The sequence below is a fragment of the Lysobacter yananisis genome (genome assembly GCF_031199375.1).
GTDB lineage: Bacteria > Pseudomonadota > Gammaproteobacteria > Xanthomonadales > Xanthomonadaceae > Lysobacter > Lysobacter yananisis.
The window spans coordinates 5,019,087-5,034,366 of sequence record NZ_CP133568.1; the positions used below are offsets into that span (position 1 = coordinate 5,019,087).

General features: G+C 69.4%; 17 protein-coding genes. 9 read left to right on the forward strand and 8 right to left on the reverse strand.

Going from position 1 to position 15,280, the window contains the following annotated elements; translation table 11 throughout:
* The first annotated feature begins 70 nt into the window (after positions 1 to 70).
* From RDV84_RS20690 to infA, 4 genes are all read left to right on the forward strand, one after another.
* A complete protein-coding gene (locus RDV84_RS20690) occupies positions 71 to 514 on the forward strand; it encodes a GNAT family N-acetyltransferase (RefSeq protein ID WP_078995665.1) in 444 nt (147 codons plus the stop codon).
* Complete coding sequence (locus tag RDV84_RS20695) at positions 511 to 1,737, forward strand: GNAT family N-acetyltransferase (RefSeq protein WP_425606215.1); 1,227 nt, start codon at positions 511 to 513, stop codon at positions 1,735 to 1,737. Before RDV84_RS20690 ends, RDV84_RS20695 begins: the two co-directional genes overlap by 4 nt.
* Positions 1,734 to 2,492 (forward strand): leucyl/phenylalanyl-tRNA--protein transferase, encoded by a 759-nt coding sequence (aat, locus tag RDV84_RS20700; RefSeq protein ID WP_309151446.1) that lies wholly within the window; start codon positions 1,734 to 1,736, stop codon positions 2,490 to 2,492. Before RDV84_RS20695 ends, aat begins: the two co-directional genes overlap by 4 nt.
* 160 nt (positions 2,493 to 2,652) lie before the next feature.
* On the forward strand, positions 2,653 to 2,871 hold the full coding sequence (infA, locus tag RDV84_RS20705) for a translation initiation factor IF-1 (protein ID WP_031372296.1): 219 nt from the start codon (positions 2,653 to 2,655) through the stop codon (positions 2,869 to 2,871).
* 117 nt (positions 2,872 to 2,988) lie between these two features.
* On the opposite strand, the gene RDV84_RS20710 is transcribed toward infA, so the two are convergent.
* Together RDV84_RS20710 and RDV84_RS20715 are read right to left on the reverse strand one after the other, a co-directional pair.
* The gene (locus RDV84_RS20710; protein ID WP_057947440.1) at positions 2,989 to 3,198 is read right to left on the reverse strand and encodes a hypothetical protein; all 210 of its coding nucleotides are present in this window, start codon (positions 3,196 to 3,198) and stop codon (positions 2,989 to 2,991) included.
* A 56-nt stretch (positions 3,199 to 3,254) separates the two neighbouring features.
* Positions 3,255 to 3,452 carry a hypothetical protein gene (locus RDV84_RS20715; RefSeq protein ID WP_057947439.1) on the reverse strand — a complete coding sequence of 66 codons (198 nt, stop codon included), beginning with the start codon at positions 3,450 to 3,452 and terminating at the stop codon, positions 3,255 to 3,257.
* A 640-nt stretch (positions 3,453 to 4,092) separates the two neighbouring features.
* Between RDV84_RS20715 and RDV84_RS20720 the strand changes: the two genes are divergently transcribed.
* Positions 4,093 to 4,443, forward strand: a complete 351-nt coding sequence (locus RDV84_RS20720) for a DUF6491 family protein (protein ID WP_057947438.1) — start codon at positions 4,093 to 4,095, stop codon at positions 4,441 to 4,443.
* A gap of 236 nt (positions 4,444 to 4,679) precedes the next feature.
* Here the strand turns inward: RDV84_RS20720 and clpA are convergent, their stop codons facing one another.
* Together clpA and clpS are read right to left on the reverse strand one after the other, a co-directional pair.
* Entirely contained in the window at positions 4,680 to 6,959 is a 2,280-nt protein-coding gene (clpA, locus tag RDV84_RS20725; protein WP_057947437.1) for an ATP-dependent Clp protease ATP-binding subunit ClpA, read from the reverse strand.
* 91 nt (positions 6,960 to 7,050) lie between these two features.
* Complete coding sequence (gene clpS, locus RDV84_RS20730; protein WP_057947436.1) at positions 7,051 to 7,371, reverse strand: ATP-dependent Clp protease adapter ClpS; 321 nt, start codon at positions 7,369 to 7,371, stop codon at positions 7,051 to 7,053.
* A gap of 172 nt (positions 7,372 to 7,543) precedes the next feature.
* Here clpS and RDV84_RS20735 point away from each other — a divergent pair, with 172 nt between their 5' ends.
* Genes RDV84_RS20735 through hflD form a run of 4 tightly spaced genes read left to right on the forward strand, consistent with a single transcriptional unit; the run spans position 7,544 to position 10,422 of the window.
* A complete protein-coding gene (locus RDV84_RS20735; protein ID WP_250442692.1) occupies positions 7,544 to 8,149 on the forward strand; it encodes a type III secretion system chaperone family protein in 606 nt (201 codons plus the stop codon).
* A gap of 1 nt (position 8,150) precedes the next feature.
* Complete coding sequence (locus tag RDV84_RS20740; protein ID WP_309151447.1) at positions 8,151 to 8,648, forward strand: NUDIX hydrolase; 498 nt, start codon at positions 8,151 to 8,153, stop codon at positions 8,646 to 8,648.
* 5 nt (positions 8,649 to 8,653) lie between these two features.
* Positions 8,654 to 9,814 carry a tRNA 2-thiouridine(34) synthase MnmA gene (mnmA, locus tag RDV84_RS20745; protein ID WP_309151448.1) on the forward strand — a complete coding sequence of 387 codons (1,161 nt, stop codon included), beginning with the start codon at positions 8,654 to 8,656 and terminating at the stop codon, positions 9,812 to 9,814.
* On the forward strand, positions 9,814 to 10,422 hold the full coding sequence (hflD, locus tag RDV84_RS20750) for a high frequency lysogenization protein HflD (protein WP_250442697.1): 609 nt from the start codon (positions 9,814 to 9,816) through the stop codon (positions 10,420 to 10,422). The genes mnmA and hflD overlap by 1 nt, the downstream gene beginning before the upstream one ends.
* A 255-nt stretch (positions 10,423 to 10,677) precedes the next feature.
* On the opposite strand, the gene RDV84_RS20755 is transcribed toward hflD, so the two are convergent.
* The 4 genes from RDV84_RS20755 to RDV84_RS20770 form a co-directional block, all read right to left on the reverse strand.
* Positions 10,678 to 11,238 carry a hypothetical protein gene (locus tag RDV84_RS20755; protein ID WP_309151449.1) on the reverse strand — a complete coding sequence of 187 codons (561 nt, stop codon included), beginning with the start codon at positions 11,236 to 11,238 and terminating at the stop codon, positions 10,678 to 10,680.
* A 184-nt stretch (positions 11,239 to 11,422) separates the two neighbouring features.
* On the reverse strand, positions 11,423 to 14,008 hold the full coding sequence (gene acnB, locus RDV84_RS20760; RefSeq protein WP_250442702.1) for a bifunctional aconitate hydratase 2/2-methylisocitrate dehydratase: 2,586 nt from the start codon (positions 14,006 to 14,008) through the stop codon (positions 11,423 to 11,425).
* Between the two features lie 64 nt (positions 14,009 to 14,072).
* Positions 14,073 to 14,471 (reverse strand): type II toxin-antitoxin system VapC family toxin, encoded by a 399-nt coding sequence (locus tag RDV84_RS20765; protein WP_078995655.1) that lies wholly within the window; start codon positions 14,469 to 14,471, stop codon positions 14,073 to 14,075.
* Positions 14,472 to 14,475: 4 nt separating this feature from the next.
* Positions 14,476 to 14,700: an AbrB/MazE/SpoVT family DNA-binding domain-containing protein gene (locus tag RDV84_RS20770; RefSeq protein ID WP_074868802.1), complete on the reverse strand. Its 225-nt coding sequence runs from the start codon at positions 14,698 to 14,700 to the stop codon at positions 14,476 to 14,478.
* Positions 14,701 to 15,280: the final 580 nt, after the last annotated feature.

Genomic DNA, 15,280 nt, shown 5'->3' on the forward strand with positions numbered 1-15,280 from the left:
ATGACGGCGACGGGCCGTTCGCCACACCTCGGGTTCGATCCTCCAGCCTCCAGCCTCTAGAGCCGCCACGATGCTGAGCTTCCGCGACGACGCCCTGTCCGATGCCGATTTCGCCGTCGTCCACGGCGTTCTCTCGCAGACCTACTGGGCCGCCGGCATTCCCGCCGAGACCTTGCGCCGCGCGCTGGACGGCTCGCTGTGCTATCGCGGCTACCTCGACGGCGAACTCGTCGCCTTCGCCCGCGCGGTCACCGACCAGGCCACCTTCGCCTATCTGGCCGACGTGTTCGTGGTGCCCGCGCACCGCGGCAACGGCTACGGCCGCGCGGTCGTGGAGGCCTTGATGGCCGACCCGCGCGTGCAAGGCCTGCGCCGCTGGCTGCTGGTCACCAGCGACATGCAGCCGCTGTACGCCAAGCTCGGTTTCACCGCACTGCCGCGGCCGGAGCAGCACATGCAAAAACACGACCCCGACGTGTACCTGCGCGCCGGCGGGGCCGCGCCCGCGCCGTGAGCGAGGCCGGCGACGCCTACGCCGTGCGCCTGCTCGGCGCGCTCGCCGACGTGCCGGCGGCGCAGTGGGACGCGCTGCACGACGGCGCCAATCCGTTCCTCGCCCACGCTTTCCTGCACGGCCTGGAGGCCACCGGCTGCCTGCGCGAGGACTGGGGCTGGACGCCGCACCACCTCAGCGTCTGGCGCGGCGAGCATCTGGTCGCGGCGATGCCGGCGTACCTGAAGCAGAACTCGCACGGAGAGTTCGTGTTCGACCATGCCTGGGCCCGCGCCTACGAGCAGCACGGCCTGGACTATTACCCCAAGTGGCTGGCGGCGGTGCCCTACTCGCCGGTGACCGGCCCGCGCCTGCTCGCGCGCGAACCCGAACACCGGCGGTTGCTGCTGCAGGCGATGACGCAATTGTGCGAGCGCCAGGAACTGTCCTCGGCGCACGTGAACTTCCATCGAGAGGACGAAGACGCCGCCTTCGCCGGCGAAGGCGACGGCGCCTGGCTGCAGCGCGTGGACGTGCAGTACCACTGGCGCAACCCGGCCGACCCGCACGGCCTACGCTGGCGCGACTTCGACCAGTTCCTCGCCGCGTTCGACCACAAGCACCGCAAGAACATCCGCCAGGAACGGGCCAAGGTCGCGCGCGCCGGCGTCGTGTTCCGCACCGTCGAGGGCGCGCAGGCCAGCGACGCCGATCTGGCGACGATGTACGGCTTCTACCGCAGCACCTTCGACCAGTACGGCAACCACGCCGCGCTGACCCTGGACTTCCTGGGCCACCTGGCGCGGACGATGCCGCGGGCGCTGGTGATGTTCCTGGCCGAATACGAAGGCGAGCCGGTGGCCGGCGCGCTGTGCCTGCGCGGCGACGACACCCTCTACGGCCGCTACTGGGGCGCGCACGCGCAATTGCCGGGGCTGCACTTCGAAACCTGCTACTACCAGGGCATCGAGTACTGCCTGCGCGAAGGCCTGCGCGCGTTCGAGCCCGGCGCCCAGGGCGAGCACAAGCTGGCGCGCGGCTTCCTGCCGGCCGAGGTGCGCAGCCGCCACTGGATCGCCCACCCCGCCTTCCGCGACGCGCTGCGGCCGTGGTGCCGCGAGGAAGCGGCCTCGATCCGGCGCTACGCCGCGACCTTGCGCGCGCATTCGCCGTTCAAGGCGGAGGCTGCTGACGCCGCCGCCGACGACGACGCGCCGCCGGATCGGCCATCATCGGCCGCATGAAGCGCCTGCCGTTCCTGTTGCCCAGCGACCCCGAAGCGCCCTTCCCGCCCGGCGATCGCGCCCTGAGCGAGCCCGACGGACTGCTCGCGGTCGGCGGCGACCTCGGCCCGGCGCGCCTGCTCAACGCCTACCGCAGCGGCGTGTTCCCCTGGCCCAGCGAAGGCTATCCGCTGCTGTGGTGGTGCCCGGACCCGCGCACGGTGTTCCGCACCGACGGCGTGCGGCTGGCCTCCAAGTTCCGCCGCGGCCTGCGCCGCAGCGCCTGGACGGTGCGCGCCGACACCGCGTTCGAGGCGGTCATCGGCGCCTGCGCGGCGGCGCCGCGGCCGGGCCAGGACGGCACCTGGATCGTGCCGGAGATGATCGAGGCCTATACCCGCATGCACCGCCTCGGCCACGCCCACTCGGTCGAGGTGTTCGACGGCGAGGCCTTGGTCGGCGGCATCTACGGCATCGCCATCGGCCGCATGTTCTATGGCGAAAGCATGTTCAGTGCGGTCTCCGGCGGCTCCAAGGCGGCGCTGGCAGCGATGGCGCGGCGCTTGCACGGCTGGGGCTGGCCGCTGCTCGACGCCCAGGTCGAGAACCCGCACCTGGCCAGCCTCGGCGCCGAGGCCATGCCGCGCGCCCGGTTCCTGGAACGGGCCGGCGAACTGGCGGCCCGGCCCGGCTTTGAGCCCGGCCCCTGGACCGGGCGTTTCGGCACGATGGCCGCGGCGGAACTGGCCGAGCCCCTGCCCGCGCCCGGCGGCTGAGACGCCCACCCGGCGCCCTCCGCGGGCCCGCCAGCGACCCGATTAACGGATTTTTTGCTCCCAGGCCGCAGCCGTGCCAAAATAAGCGGCTTCGCGGGCGCGCGACGCCCACACACCCGACTCCAGGACTCCTCTGCGAGTCCACCTTCCTGGGAAGCACATGGCAAAAGACGACGTGATCGAATTCGAGGGCACGGTGGCGGAAACTCTTCCGAACACCATGTTCCGCGTGCGTCTCGAAAACGGGCACGAAATCATCGCCCACATCTCGGGTCGCATGCGCAAGAACTACATCCGCATCCTGACCGGCGACAAGGTCAAGGTCGAGATGACGCCCTACGATCTGACCAAGGGCCGGATTACGTACCGCATGAAGTAATGGCGGCAACCTGTTGAAAAAGGCGGCCAATGGCCGCCTTTTTCGTTTCCGGCACGGCGACGGCACGTCCGTCGCCGGCGTGGAGCGCGCGAGCCTGTGCCGGCCCGCGCCTGGGTCTTACTCGAGCGGGCAGCCGGCGCTCAGCAGGCACTGGCTGAACGGCGTTTCGCAATCGCGGGTGCCGTCGAGACCGCCATTGTTCATGCACCGCTGATACGCATCGCGGCACTGCTGGCAGGGATTGAACGGCGGCGCCGCGACCGCGATGGCCGAGGCGGAGAACGCGAACGCGGCCAGCGCCGCGAGCAGGGTGTGGCGAGACTTCATGTCAGCTCCTTGGTCCATGCATCCATCGATCGCTCAAGCGCGCGCGAGCGCGCCGCTCACCACGGCGGGTTCGGGCAGCCGTTGCTCTTCAGGCAATTCGCGACCTGGTACTCGCAGGTCTGCACATCCAGCATCGACACGCACTTGTTGTAGCGCTGCCAGCAGGTCTGGCAGGCATCGCCGGCCATCGCCGTGGTGACCACCGCGCAACCGAACACGAACGCGGCCATCGCCGCGAGGGAACGCTTCTTCATCGGATCGGACTCCTCTTCCTGGTGAGGCGGCATCGCCGCCGCCCGCAAGCCGCGGGCGAGCGGACGCTAGCACCGGCGCCCGGAGGCGCCGACGGCCCCTGGCAAAACCGACAGGGCGCGCGTTGTTGCGCACGTCGCCGATGCGACGCGCAGCGCGTTTCGCGCGTCCATGCGCGCTGCATCTTTGCGCAGCGCAGCAAGGCAACCGGGTCCGCGACCGCCACGACTGAGGCGCTTGCCGACAGCGCGCATCCGCCGGCGTGCCGAAGCGACGTGCGCACGACGCAACCTCTCGCTTGGATTCACTGCCGCGTTGCGACGACGCAGCCGCCATGTCGCGATGCGCACGCATCGTCGCGCGTCTTCCACGCCAGCGCCGGCGACTCACCGGCGCATCGCGGCGCGATGCGAACGACGTACATCGCCGCTGCAACCATCGCACCCGCGAATGCATCCATGGATCGAACGCATTTCTAGCGACGAAGCGACGTCCGCACCGCGGATGCCGCAACGACGCCGCGCGTCTGGGCCGAAGGTCATGCCGTGACGAAGGTCACCGCGACTTTTTCCAGATTTGGCCGCCGCGCGCCGACGCTAGATTTGCGCATACGCCGATCACCCAAGCCCGAGGATACGAAGCATGAAGCTGTTGTCCGCCATCGCCGTCGCCACCGCGCTCGCCGCCGCCTGCGCACCCGCGCTTGCCGCCGAGCCCTTGCAGGACTGCACCGATCTGGGCGCGCAGCACAGCGTGCGCCGCGCCGGCGACGGCGCCGTCGCGATCCGCGACGGCGAGCAGTATTACCGCGCGCAGACGCGCCAGGGCTGCAGCGACCTGAGCTATTCGGGCAAGCTGTCGATCTCCACCGACGATCAGAGCGCGCGCCTGTGCCCGCAAGGCTCGAAGCTCACCACCGAGCGCGATTACTGCTCGATCACGCGGGTGGAGAAGATCGACGCGCAGGCCTACAAGCGCTATACCCGGCGCTGAGCCGGCCGCTACGCGAAAACGCGAAAACCCGAACGCGCGGGCCCGGCCCACGCGTTCGCGGTGTCGACGTATAAGAAACCGTCGGTCCGGCGCAGCCGCCTCTTCGCAGGCCGACCGCGTCCGCAGGTCGACGGCGCGATCGCCTCCACGCAACCGATCCGCGCCGGCAAGCTCGCGCAAAGAAAAAGGCGGCCCACGGGCCGCCTTTTCCTTTCCGCCGCAAGCGCGGCCGACGATTACACCGTCGCCGGCAACAGCTTCTCCGGCTCGGCCTGGGCGTCGACCACGAGACGGTCGTCCTTGACGTCGATGCTGACCCGACCGCCGCCGACCAGCTTGCCGAACAGCAGTTCGTCGGCGAGCGGGCGCTTGATCTGGTCCTGGATCACCCGCGCCATCGGCCGCGCGCCCATCAGCGGGTCGAAGCCGTGCTGGGCCAGCCAGTCGCGCGCGCTCGGGGTGGCCGAGAGCGAGACGTTCTTCTCGTGCAGCTGGGTCTCCAGCTCGATCAGGAACTTGTCCACCACCCGCAGGATGTGGTCGAAGCCCAACGCCTGGAACTGCACCACCGCGTCGAGGCGGTTGCGGAATTCCGGCGAGAAGCCCTTGCGGATGACTTCCATCGCGTCGGTGGAGTGGTCCTGCTTGGTGAAACCGATCGAGCGCCGCGAGGCCTGCGCCGCGCCGGCGTTGGTGGTCATCACCACGATCACGTTCTTGAAGTTGGCCTCGCGCCCGTTGGTGTCGGTGAGCGTGCCGCGGTCCATGACCTGCAACAGGATGTTGAAGATGTCCGGATGCGCCTTCTCGACCTCGTCCAGCAGCAGCACGCAGTGCGGAGTCTTGACGATCTTCTCGGTCAACAGGCCGCCCTGGTCGAAGCCGACGTAGCCCGGAGGCGCGCCGATCAGGCGGCTGACCGAATGCGGCTCCATGTACTCGGACATGTCGAAGCGCACCAGCTCGATGCCCAGTTGCAGCGCGAGCTGCTTGGTCACCTCGGTCTTGCCGACGCCGGTCGGGCCGGCGAACAGGAAGTTGCCGATCGGCTTGTCCGGATTGCCCAGGCCCGAGCGCGCGAGCTTGATCGCCGAGGCCAGGGTCTCGATCGCCGGGTCCTGGCCGAAGATCACCATCTTGAGGTTGCGCTCGAGGTTCTTGAGCACGTCCTTGTCGCTGGCCGAGACCTGCTTGGTCGGGATGCGCGCCATCTTGGCCACGATCGTCTCGATTTCCTCGATGTCGATCAGGCTCTTGCGCGCGCTCTCCGGCAGCAGCCGCTGGCGCGCGCCGGCCTCGTCGATGACGTCGATGGCCTTGTCCGGCAGCAGGCGGTCGCCGATGTGCTTGACCGACAGGTCGACCGCCGCCTGCAGCGCGTCGTCGGCGTAGGTGACGCCGTGGTGCGACTCGTACTTGGGCTTGAGGCCCTGCAGGATCTGGTAGGTCTCGCCGACCGTCGGCTCGACGATGTCGATCTTCTGGAAGCGCCGCGCCAGCGCGCGGTCCTTCTCGAAGATGCCGCGGTATTCCTGGAACGTGGTCGAGCCGATGCAGCGCAGCTCGCCGGACGACAGCGCCGGCTTGATCAGGTTGCTGGCGTCCATGGTGCCGCCGCTGGCCGAACCGGCGCCGATGATGGTGTGGATCTCATCGACGAACAGGATCGACTCGGGCTGCTTCTTGAGCTGGGCCAGCACCGCCTTGAGCCGCTTCTCGAAGTCGCCGCGGTACTTGGTGCCGGCCACCAGCGCGCCCAGGTCGAGGGCGAAGATGGTGGCGCCGCGCAGCACCTCGGGCACTTCGCCGTCGACGATGCGCTTGGCCAGGCCCTCGGCGATCGCGGTCTTGCCCACGCCGGCCTCGCCGACGTAGAGCGGGTTGTTCTTGCGCCGCCGGCACAGCACCTGGATGGTGCGCTCGACCTCGTCGGCGCGGCCGACCAGCGGGTCGATCTTGCCGTCGCGGGCGAGCTGGTTGAGGTTGCTGGCGAACTCGGCCAGGGCGTCGGACTTGCCGTCCGCGTCCATGCCCTCGGCCGGCTTGGCCTCTTCCTCGTGGTGGGCGTGGCCGTCTTCGCCGCCCTGCTTGACGATGCCGTGGGACAGGTAGTTCACCACGTCCAGGCGGGCCACGTCCTGCTGGTTGAGGAAGTAGACCGCGTGCGAGTCCTTCTCGCCGAAGATCGCCACCAGCACGTTGGCGCCGGTGACCTCCTTCTTGCCCGAGGACTGGACGTGGTAGACCGCGCGCTGCAGCACGCGCTGGAAGCCCAGGGTGGGCTGGGTGTCGCGGTCGACGTCGTCGGGCAGGACCTGGACCGAGGTCGCGATGGCCTGCTCCAGGTCGCTGCGCAATCGCGCGAAGTCGACGCCGGTGGCCTTGAGGACGGCCTCGGCGGACGGGTTGTCGAGTAGTGCGAGCAGCAGGTGTTCGACCGTCATGTACTCGTGGCGCGCCTCGCGGGCGCGCTTGTAGCACTGGCCGATGCTGTATTCGAGATCCTTGCTGAACATGGGGACGGAGCCTCCAGGACGTATGCTCGCTACGTGGGGGCGCTCGCCGGCTTTTCCATGCCCCGCCCCAGGGGGATGCTTCAGCTCCCTTTTAGGCCTTTTCCATCGTGCACAGCAAGGGGTGCTGATGCATCCTTGAAAATTCGTTCACCTGCGCTACCTTCGATTCGGCGACTTCGCGCGTGAAGACGCCGCATACGCCGCGGCCGCGGGTATGCACGTGCAGCATGATCTGTGTGGCTTTTTCGACGTTCATCGGGAAAAAGCGCATCAACACCTCGACTACGAAGTCCATCGGGGTGTAGTCGTCGTTGAGCAGCATTACGGAATACAGCGGCGGACGGGCGAGCTCGGGCTTGCCGGCTTCCACCAGGACCCCGTGGCTGTGTTCGTGATCGGTCTGTTTGGCCATGCGAAGATTATAGACTCCTGCCCTCTCAGGACGCGGCCCCTGTCACGCGCGCGGCGGTCGCGGCGCGGCGTTGGACGCATCCGCGGCCGCATTGCAAAATGCCGCAGCGCCGCCATCTGTAGCGGTGCCGTCGGTGCAGATTGCGCCGATGCCCGCGAATTCAAGGACCCGCATGCGCCCCATCTCCGGCTTTCCGACCGGCTCCACGTTCCGCCTCGCCGGCGCCGCGCTGCTCGCTGCGCTGGCCGCCGCGCCCGCGTGGGCGGACCCGGCCAAGCCCGGCGCGTCGGCCGCGACCTCGACCGACGGGACCAAGGCCGCCGCCAAGCCGGCGCGCGAGGACAAGGCCGAGGGCGCCGCGTCCAAGGACGGCGACCCGGCCCTGCGCGCGCAGCTGCAGGCGCTGGGCTACAAGTACGAGGTCGACGAGGACGGCGACTTCGTCCTCACCTTCGCCCTGGACGAGCAACGCAGCCAGATGGCCTACGTGCTCTCGCGCACCCAGCGCTACGGCTCGCTGAAGGTGCGCGAGATCTGGTCGCCCGCCTACCGCAGCGCCGACCGCGGCGCGCTGCCGGCGGCGGTCGCCAACCGCCTGCTCGAGGACGGCCAGCTCAGCAAGCTCGGCGGCTGGGTCAGCCAGGATGGCGTCGCGGTGTTCGTGGTCAAGCTCGACGCCGACGCGTCGCAGCAGACCCTCGACGATGCGATCGACTATGCGGTGCGGGCGGCCGATCAAATGGAAGCCGAACTCACCCCCGGCCAGGACGAATTCTGACGTGAGCTACCGCGAAGGCCGTTTCTGGCAACCCGACGTGACCGTGGCCACCGTGGTGGTCGACGGCGGCCGCCTGCTGATGGTCGAGGAGACCGTCGGCGGGCGCCTGGTGCTCAACCAGCCGGCCGGCCACCTGGAGCCGGACGAAAGCCTGCTCGAAGCCGCGCTGCGCGAGACCTTGGAAGAGACCGGCTGGCAGGTGCGCCTGACCGCCTTCGTCGGCGCCTACCAATGGAAAGCGCCGGCCGCCTCCGCCGGCGGCAGCGGCCGCCACTACCTGCGCTTCGCCTTCGCCGCCGAGCCGGTCCGCCACGATCCGCAACGGCCGCTCGACGAAGGCATCGTCCAGGCGCTGTGGCTGACCCCGGCCGAGCTGCAGGCGCGCGCCGGCGACCACCGCAGCCCGCTGGTGTGGCAGGTCGCCGCCGACTACCTCGGCGGGCGCCGCCATTCGCTCGACCTGGTCCAGCACTTCGCGGACGCCGCAGCGCCGCGCTGATGGCCATGGCACGGTCGGCGGACACCATCGTGGGCATGTCGGGCGGGGTCGATTCCTCGGTCGCCGCGCTGTTGCTGCGCGATTCCGGGCAAGCCCTGTCGGGGTTGTTCATGCAGAACTGGGCCGACGACGGCAGCGGCGACTGCCGCGCCGAGGACGACCGCCGCGACGCGGTCGCGGTGTCCGGCCGGCTCGGCCTGCCGATCCACTTCCGCGATTTCTCCGGCGAGTACTGGGCCGGGGTGTTCGAACACTTCGTCGCCGAATATGCGGCCGGGCGCACGCCCAATCCCGACGTGCTGTGCAACCGCGAGATCAAGTTCAAGCATTTCCTCGACGCCGCGCGCGAACTGGGCGCCGACTACATCGCCACCGGCCACTACGCCCGGGTCGATGAGGCCGGCGGCCGCTTCCGCCTGCTCAAGGCGCTGGACCGGAGCAAGGACCAGAGCTACTTCCTGCACCAGCTCGGCCAAGCCCAGCTGGCGGCCACCCGCTTTCCGCTCGGCGAGCTGCTCAAGCGCGACGTGCGCGAGATGGCGCGGGCGGCGAACCTGCCGACCGCGGCCAAGAAGGACTCCACCGGCATCTGCTTCATCGGCGAGCGCGACTTCCGCGAGTTCCTGGCCCGCTACCTGCCGGCGCGCGAAGGCGAGATTCGTGCCGTCGACAGCCGCGCCGTCGACGGCCGCGTCGTCGGCCGCCACCCGGGCGTGTTCTATTTCACCCTCGGCCAGCGCGAGGGCCTCAACATCGGCGGCGTTCGCGGCTTCGAGCAGGCGCCGTGGTACGTGGTCGGCAAGGACGTAGCCGGCAACGTGCTGTACGTGGACCAGGGCAGCGACACGCCTTGGCTGCGCTCGCAGGCGCTGGTCACCGAGACCGCGCACTGGATCGCCGGCCACCCGCCCGGGCGCCGCTTCGCCTGCGCCGCGCAGACCCGCTACCGCCAGCCCGACCAGTCGTGCGAGGTCGAGGTCGGCGAGGACGGTACCCTGTCGGTGCGCTTCGCCCAGCCGCAGCGCGCGGTCACCCCGGGCCAGTCGCTGGTGCTGTACGCCGGCGAGGAATGCCTCGGCGGCGCGGTGATCGCCGCCACCGACGCGCCGGTGCCGGGCCTGCGCGCGGCCTCCCCTTTCCCGACGACTTTGACGACGAATCCGTAATGGCCGAACTTTCCGAACGCGTCCTCGCCCTCGCCGGCCTCGCCCAGGCGCTGGCCCAGGTGCGGCGCATCGCCGACACCGGCCAGGCCAACGCCAGCGTGCTGGAAACCGCGCTGGAGTCGGTGTTCCGCATCGACGCCTCCTCGCCCACGGCGGTGTACGGCAGCGTCGCCCAGCTGCGCCCCGGCCTGGTGCTGGTGCAGGACTACTTCACCAGCCGCAGCCACGACGAACACCTGCCGCGGCTGGCGCTGGCGGTGCTGCAGCTGGAGCGCCGCTTCGTCCAGGACGCGGCGATGGCCGACAAGGTCCTGGGCGGCATCCGCGCCCAGGCCGACCAGGCCCAGCGCCTGGGCAGCAGCCACCCCGACGTGATCGCCGCGCTCGGCACGCTCTACGCCGACACCCTGAGCCACCTGCGCCCGCGGGTGCTGGTGCAGGGCAATCCGCATTACCTGGGCCAGCCCGGGGTGGTCGCCGAAGTGCGCGCGGTGCTGCTGGCCGCGGTGCGCTCGGCGGTGCTGTGGCGCCAGCTCGGCGGCAGCTACTGGGACTTCCTGCTGCGCAAGCGGGCGATGGTCGATGCGACCGAGGCGCGGCTGGATTGAGCCGGGCGGGCGGCCGCCAGCGGCGCTGACGTCGGCCTGAGCCCGCGCGTCCGGTTCGCAGGATTCGCGCGGCTTCGCGCAGACGCAGGTTCGGGATGGTGCGCGGTCGCGGCTTGCGCCGCTCCTACCGCAGGCGCAAGTCGTCGCGTATCGGCATGGGGTTCCTGCAGGAGCGGCGCAAGCGGCGACCGCGCCGATCCAACCGCCGCGCCGGCCTGGAGTCTCCGCGACTCCCAGGCCAGGCGCCTTGGCGGGTCACCACACCATCTTGTACTCGCATCCCACCATGGTCTTGCCCGGATGGGTGCTGAGCGTGCTGACCGTCTGGGTGACGGTGGCGTCGATACCGTCGCCGAGCGCTTCGCGCCGCAGTTCGCGCGTGCGGATGTGCTTGGCCAGCGGCTCGTCGCTGGGCTTGAGCTTGAACTGCTTGGACAGCGCGTCGGCGACGTCGCCGTCGATCACCGCGAGCAGGCCCTCGCCGGCCATCATCACCTGCTTGGTCGAGTGGCCGTAGACCTTGATCGGCTCGGGCATCTCGAAGATGGCCACGAACGTGTTCGCGTCCTTGGCGTTGCGCCATCCCGCCAGCGCCGGCTGCACCTCCTCCGGCTTGTCGTAGTACAGCGGGGTCAGCGCGCTGCCCATGCGCATGAACTCCTCGCGCGTGGCTTCGCAGGTCACGATCTTGGCCAGTTCGGCGCGCACCTGCGCGGCGTCGCGGTAAGGCGCTTCGGCGGCGCTGGCGGCCAGCGGCAGGGCCAGGGCCAGCGCCGAGACGGCGACGGATGCGAAGCGGGACAACGAACGGTTCATGGCGAAATCCTTCTCGGGGGATGGAATGAAGACGAACGAGGGCATCCGCCGCCCCCACTCGTGCGGCGCAGCGTGAACGTTCGCCGGCCCGGCGTAAAGCGTTTCGCGAGCGCCCGACCGAAAAAGAAAAACCCCGGCGCGAGGCCGGGGTTTTCTCGATCCGCCGCTGACCGGGCGGAACCGATCAGGCGGCGACGGTGTCGGCGACCTGCTTGTAGTCCTGGATCTGATCGAAGTTCATGTAGCGGTAGATCTTGTCGCCGTTGGCGTTGATCACGCCGATGTCGGCCATGTACTCCTCGCGCGTCGGGATCCGGCCCAGACGCGAGCAGATCGCGGCCAACTCGGCCGAACCCAGGTACACGTTGGTGTTGCGGCCCAGGCGGTTGGGGAAGTTGCGGGTGCTGGTGGAGAACACCGTCGCGCCCTCGCGCGCCTGCGCCTGGTTGCCCATGCACAGCGAGCAGCCCGGCATTTCCATGCGCGCGCCGGCGGTGCCGAAGGTGCCGTAGTGGCCTTCCTTGGTGAGCTCGGACGCGTCCATCTTGGTCGGCGGCGCGACCCACAGACGGGTCGGGATGTCGCGCTTGCCTTCCAGCAGCTTCGCGGCCGCGCGGAAGTGGCCGATATTGGTCATGCACGAACCGATGAACACTTCGTCGATGACCGCGCCGGCGACATCGGACAGGGTCTTCACGTCGTCCGGGTCGTTCGGGCAGGCGACGATCGGCTCGACGATTTCGTTGAGGTCGATCTCGATCACCGCGGCGTACTCGGCGTCGGCATCGCCTTCCAGCAGCTGCGGGTTGGCCAGCCAGCCTTCCATCGCCTTGATCCGGCGCGACAGCGAGCGCGGGTCGGCATAGCCTTCGGCGATCATCCACTTCAGCAGGGTGATGTTGCTGGTCAGGTACTCGATGATCGGTTCCTTGTCCAGCTTCACCGTGCAGCCGGCGGCGGAACGCTCGGCCGAGGCGTCGGACAGCTCGAACGCCTGCTCGACCTTGAGCTGCGGCAGGCCTTCGATCTCGAGGATGCGGCCGGAGAAGATGTTCTTCTTGCCCTGCTTGGCGACGGTCAGCAGGCCCGACTTGATCGCGGCCAGCGGGATCGCGTTGACCAGGTCGCGCAGGGTCACGCCGGGCTGCATTTCGCCCTTGAAGCGCACCAGCACCGACTCGGGCATGTCCAGCGGCATCACGCCGGTGGCCGCGGCGAACGCGACCAGACCGGAGCCGGCCGGGAACGAGATGCCGACCGGGAAACGGGTGTGCGAGTCGCCGCCGGTGCCGACGGTGTCGGGCATCAGCATGCGGTTGAGCCACGAGTGGATCACGCCGTCGCCGGGACGCAGGGCGATGCCGCCGCGGTTGCTGATGAAGGCCGGCAGCTCGTGGTGGGTCTTGACGTCGACCGGCTTCGGATACGCCGCGGTGTGGCAGAACGACTGCATCACCAGATCGGCCGAGAAGCCCAGGCAAGCCAGGTCCTTCAACTCGTCGCGGGTCATCGGGCCGGTGGTGTCCTGCGAACCCACCGAGGTCATCTTCGGCTCGCAGTAGGTGCCCGGACGGATGCCCTGGCCCTCGGCCAGGCCGCAGGCGCGGCCGACCATCTTCTGCGCCAGCGAGTAGCCTTTGCCGCTGTCGGCCGGGTTCTGCGGCAGGCGGAACAGCGTGGACGGGGCCAGGCCCAGCGCTTCGCGCGCCTTGGCGGTCAGGCCGCGGCCGACGATCAACGGGATGCGGCCGCCGGCGCGGACTTCGTCGAGCAACACGTCGGACTTGAGCGCGAACTCGGCGATCAGCTCGCCGTTCTTGAACGCCTTGCCTTCGTACGGACGCAGTTCGACCACGTCGCCCATGTCCATCTGCGACACGTCGAGTTCGATCGGCAGCGCGCCGGCGTCTTCCATGGTGTTGTAGAAGATCGGCGCGATCTTCGAGCCCAGGCACACGCCGCCGAAGCGCTTGTTCGGGATGAAGGGGATGTCCTCGCCGGTGAACCACAGCACCGAGTTGGTCGCCGACTTGCGGCTGGAGCCGGTGCCGACCACGTCGCCGACGTAGGCGACCAGATGGCCCTTGTCCTTCAGCGATTCGATGAAGGCGATCGGGCCGCGCTTGCCGTCTTCTTCCGGCTCGATGCCGTCGCGCTTGTTCTTCAGCATCGCCAGCGCGTGCAGCGGGATGTCCGGACGCGTGGTCGCATCCGGCGCCGGCGACAGGTCGTCGGTGTTGGTTTCGCCGGTCACCTTGAACACGGTGACGGTCATCGACTGCGGCACTTCCGGCTTGCTGGTGAACCACTCCGCATCGGCCCAGCTTTGCAGCACGGCGCGGGCGTTGGCGTTGCCCTTCTCGGCCTTCTCCTGCACGTCGTGGAAGGCGTCGAACATCAGCAGGGTGTGCTTGAGCGCGTCGGCGGCGACGGTGCCGACTTCGGCGTCGTCGAGCAGTTCGATCAGCGGATGGATGTTGTAGCCGCCGAGCATGGTGCCCAGCAGCTGGGTGGCGCGGGCGCGCGGGATCAGCGCGTTCTTCTCCGTGCCGAAGGCGACCGCGGCCAGGTACGAGGCCTTGACCTTGGCCGCGTCGTCGACGCCGGCCGGGACGCGGTGGGTGAGCAGGTCCAGCAGGAACTCGCCCTCGCCGGCCGGCGGGGCCTTCAGCAGTTCGATGACTTCGGCGGTCTGCTGGGCGGTCAGGGGCAGCGGCGGAATGCCCAGCGCGGCGCGCTCGGCAACGTGGTGGCGATAGGCTTCCAACATAAAGATTCTCCGCGTGGATCTGGTGGTGTGGTGCGCTAAAAAACGAATGATGTCGAACGGGGGCTCAGGCTTGCGGCACGATCAGCTTCAGGCCCTTGAAGTAGTCGCGATAAAACGTGTCGTTCCAGGTGATCAGGCCGTCGCACTGGAGCAAGGCGTGGGCGCCGACCAGGAAACCGCCGAAGCCGCGCGGCTCGCCGCCGCGCTGGCGGTGGCGCCGGTGCATCTCGCCCGCGCGCAACGCCGACTTGGCTTCCAGCGCGCTGAAATGGATGCCCATCTCCTCCAGCGCCTCCTGCGCTTGCGCGCCGCCGCGCAGCGCCGCGCAGATCTCGGCCAGGCTGACGTCGCACACGACCACGCGGCCGCCGACCAGGCTCTGGCGCAGGCACGACTCGACCGCGTCGGCCTGCGGGCCGTCGCTGAGCAGTTCGATCAGCACTGGCGAGTCGACCGCGATCACCGGCTCATTCCTCGTCGCGCATCGCGCGCGCGGCGTCCTCGCCGGAATCGAAGCCGTCCAGGGCGAACTTGCCGCGCGCCTTGGAGATCGCATCGTCCACGCTCTTGCGCAGGATGATCCGGCTGCCGTCGAGTTCGACCTTGAGCAGCGTGCCCTTGGTCAGGCCGAGGGCATCGCGCACCGCTTTGGGGAGAGTGATCTGACCCCGCTCGGCGACGGTGGCTTCCATGAGTACGCTCCAGAAAGTATGTACTCATTATACATACCCGGGCATTGCCCGAGTGGCGGGGCCGGCTCGGCTGCGCGCGCAGACGCGGCGGCCGCTGCTTGGCCGGAGAATCGCCCCACGACAAAAAACCCATGTCTTACATGGCGTTATAGCGGCCACGCTTCAATTTTCGACGCCGTCGGCCGGCCGCGGCGCGCACGCATCGCCGATCCCGGTTCAGCTTCAGGCCAGAGCGGGCGCGTTCTGCCGTGGTCGGTACGCAGCGCCCTGCCCCGCGTCGTCGCCCACAGGACCGGCGCCGCCCCCGCGGCACGGCCGACACGGCCACGGCTGCGGCCGGACGAGCGCCGGCGGTCCTCGCCCCGGAGCCGGGCGCGTAACGCGCCGGCGCCGCCAGCCGTGCAGCGGATCGGCGACCGATCCGCTTCGCGCGACGCGACCGCCGCGAGCGCGATACCCAAGCGCGACCGACCCGCCTCGAACACCGCCGGCGTCCGGCCCGGTCTGCGTCCGCGTCCTTTGCCGAAGCGCAACAAAGCGCGGGCATCCTCGTTGCGAGCGCGACGACGCGGCGCGAAAC

What these genes read in the sequence shown, in the direction of transcription:
- infA (WP_031372296.1), top strand. Translation starts at nt 2,653, where the DNA reads ATGGCAAAAGACGACGTGATCGAATTCGAGGGCACGGTGGCGGAAACT.
- aat (WP_309151446.1), top strand. Translation starts at nt 1,734, where the DNA reads ATGAAGCGCCTGCCGTTCCTGTTGCCCAGCGACCCCGAAGCGCCCTTC.
- hflD (WP_250442697.1), top strand. Translation starts at nt 9,814, where the DNA reads ATGGCCGAACTTTCCGAACGCGTCCTCGCCCTCGCCGGCCTCGCCCAG.
- RDV84_RS20735 (WP_250442692.1), top strand. Translation starts at nt 7,544, where the DNA reads ATGCGCCCCATCTCCGGCTTTCCGACCGGCTCCACGTTCCGCCTCGCC.
- RDV84_RS20720 (WP_057947438.1), top strand. Translation starts at nt 4,093, where the DNA reads ATGAAGCTGTTGTCCGCCATCGCCGTCGCCACCGCGCTCGCCGCCGCC.
- mnmA (WP_309151448.1), top strand. Translation starts at nt 8,654, where the DNA reads ATGGCACGGTCGGCGGACACCATCGTGGGCATGTCGGGCGGGGTCGAT.
- RDV84_RS20690 (WP_078995665.1), top strand. Translation starts at nt 71, where the DNA reads ATGCTGAGCTTCCGCGACGACGCCCTGTCCGATGCCGATTTCGCCGTC.
- clpA (WP_057947437.1), bottom strand. Translation starts at nt 6,959, where the DNA reads ATGTTCAGCAAGGATCTCGAATACAGCATCGGCCAGTGCTACAAGCGC.
- clpS (WP_057947436.1), bottom strand. Translation starts at nt 7,371, where the DNA reads ATGGCCAAACAGACCGATCACGAACACAGCCACGGGGTCCTGGTGGAA.
- RDV84_RS20715 (WP_057947439.1), bottom strand. Translation starts at nt 3,452, where the DNA reads ATGAAGAAGCGTTCCCTCGCGGCGATGGCCGCGTTCGTGTTCGGTTGC.
- RDV84_RS20755 (WP_309151449.1), bottom strand. Translation starts at nt 11,238, where the DNA reads ATGAACCGTTCGTTGTCCCGCTTCGCATCCGTCGCCGTCTCGGCGCTG.
- acnB (WP_250442702.1), bottom strand. Translation starts at nt 14,008, where the DNA reads ATGTTGGAAGCCTATCGCCACCACGTTGCCGAGCGCGCCGCGCTGGGC.
- RDV84_RS20710 (WP_057947440.1), bottom strand. Translation starts at nt 3,198, where the DNA reads ATGAAGTCTCGCCACACCCTGCTCGCGGCGCTGGCCGCGTTCGCGTTC.
- RDV84_RS20770 (WP_074868802.1), bottom strand. Translation starts at nt 14,700, where the DNA reads ATGGAAGCCACCGTCGCCGAGCGGGGTCAGATCACTCTCCCCAAAGCG.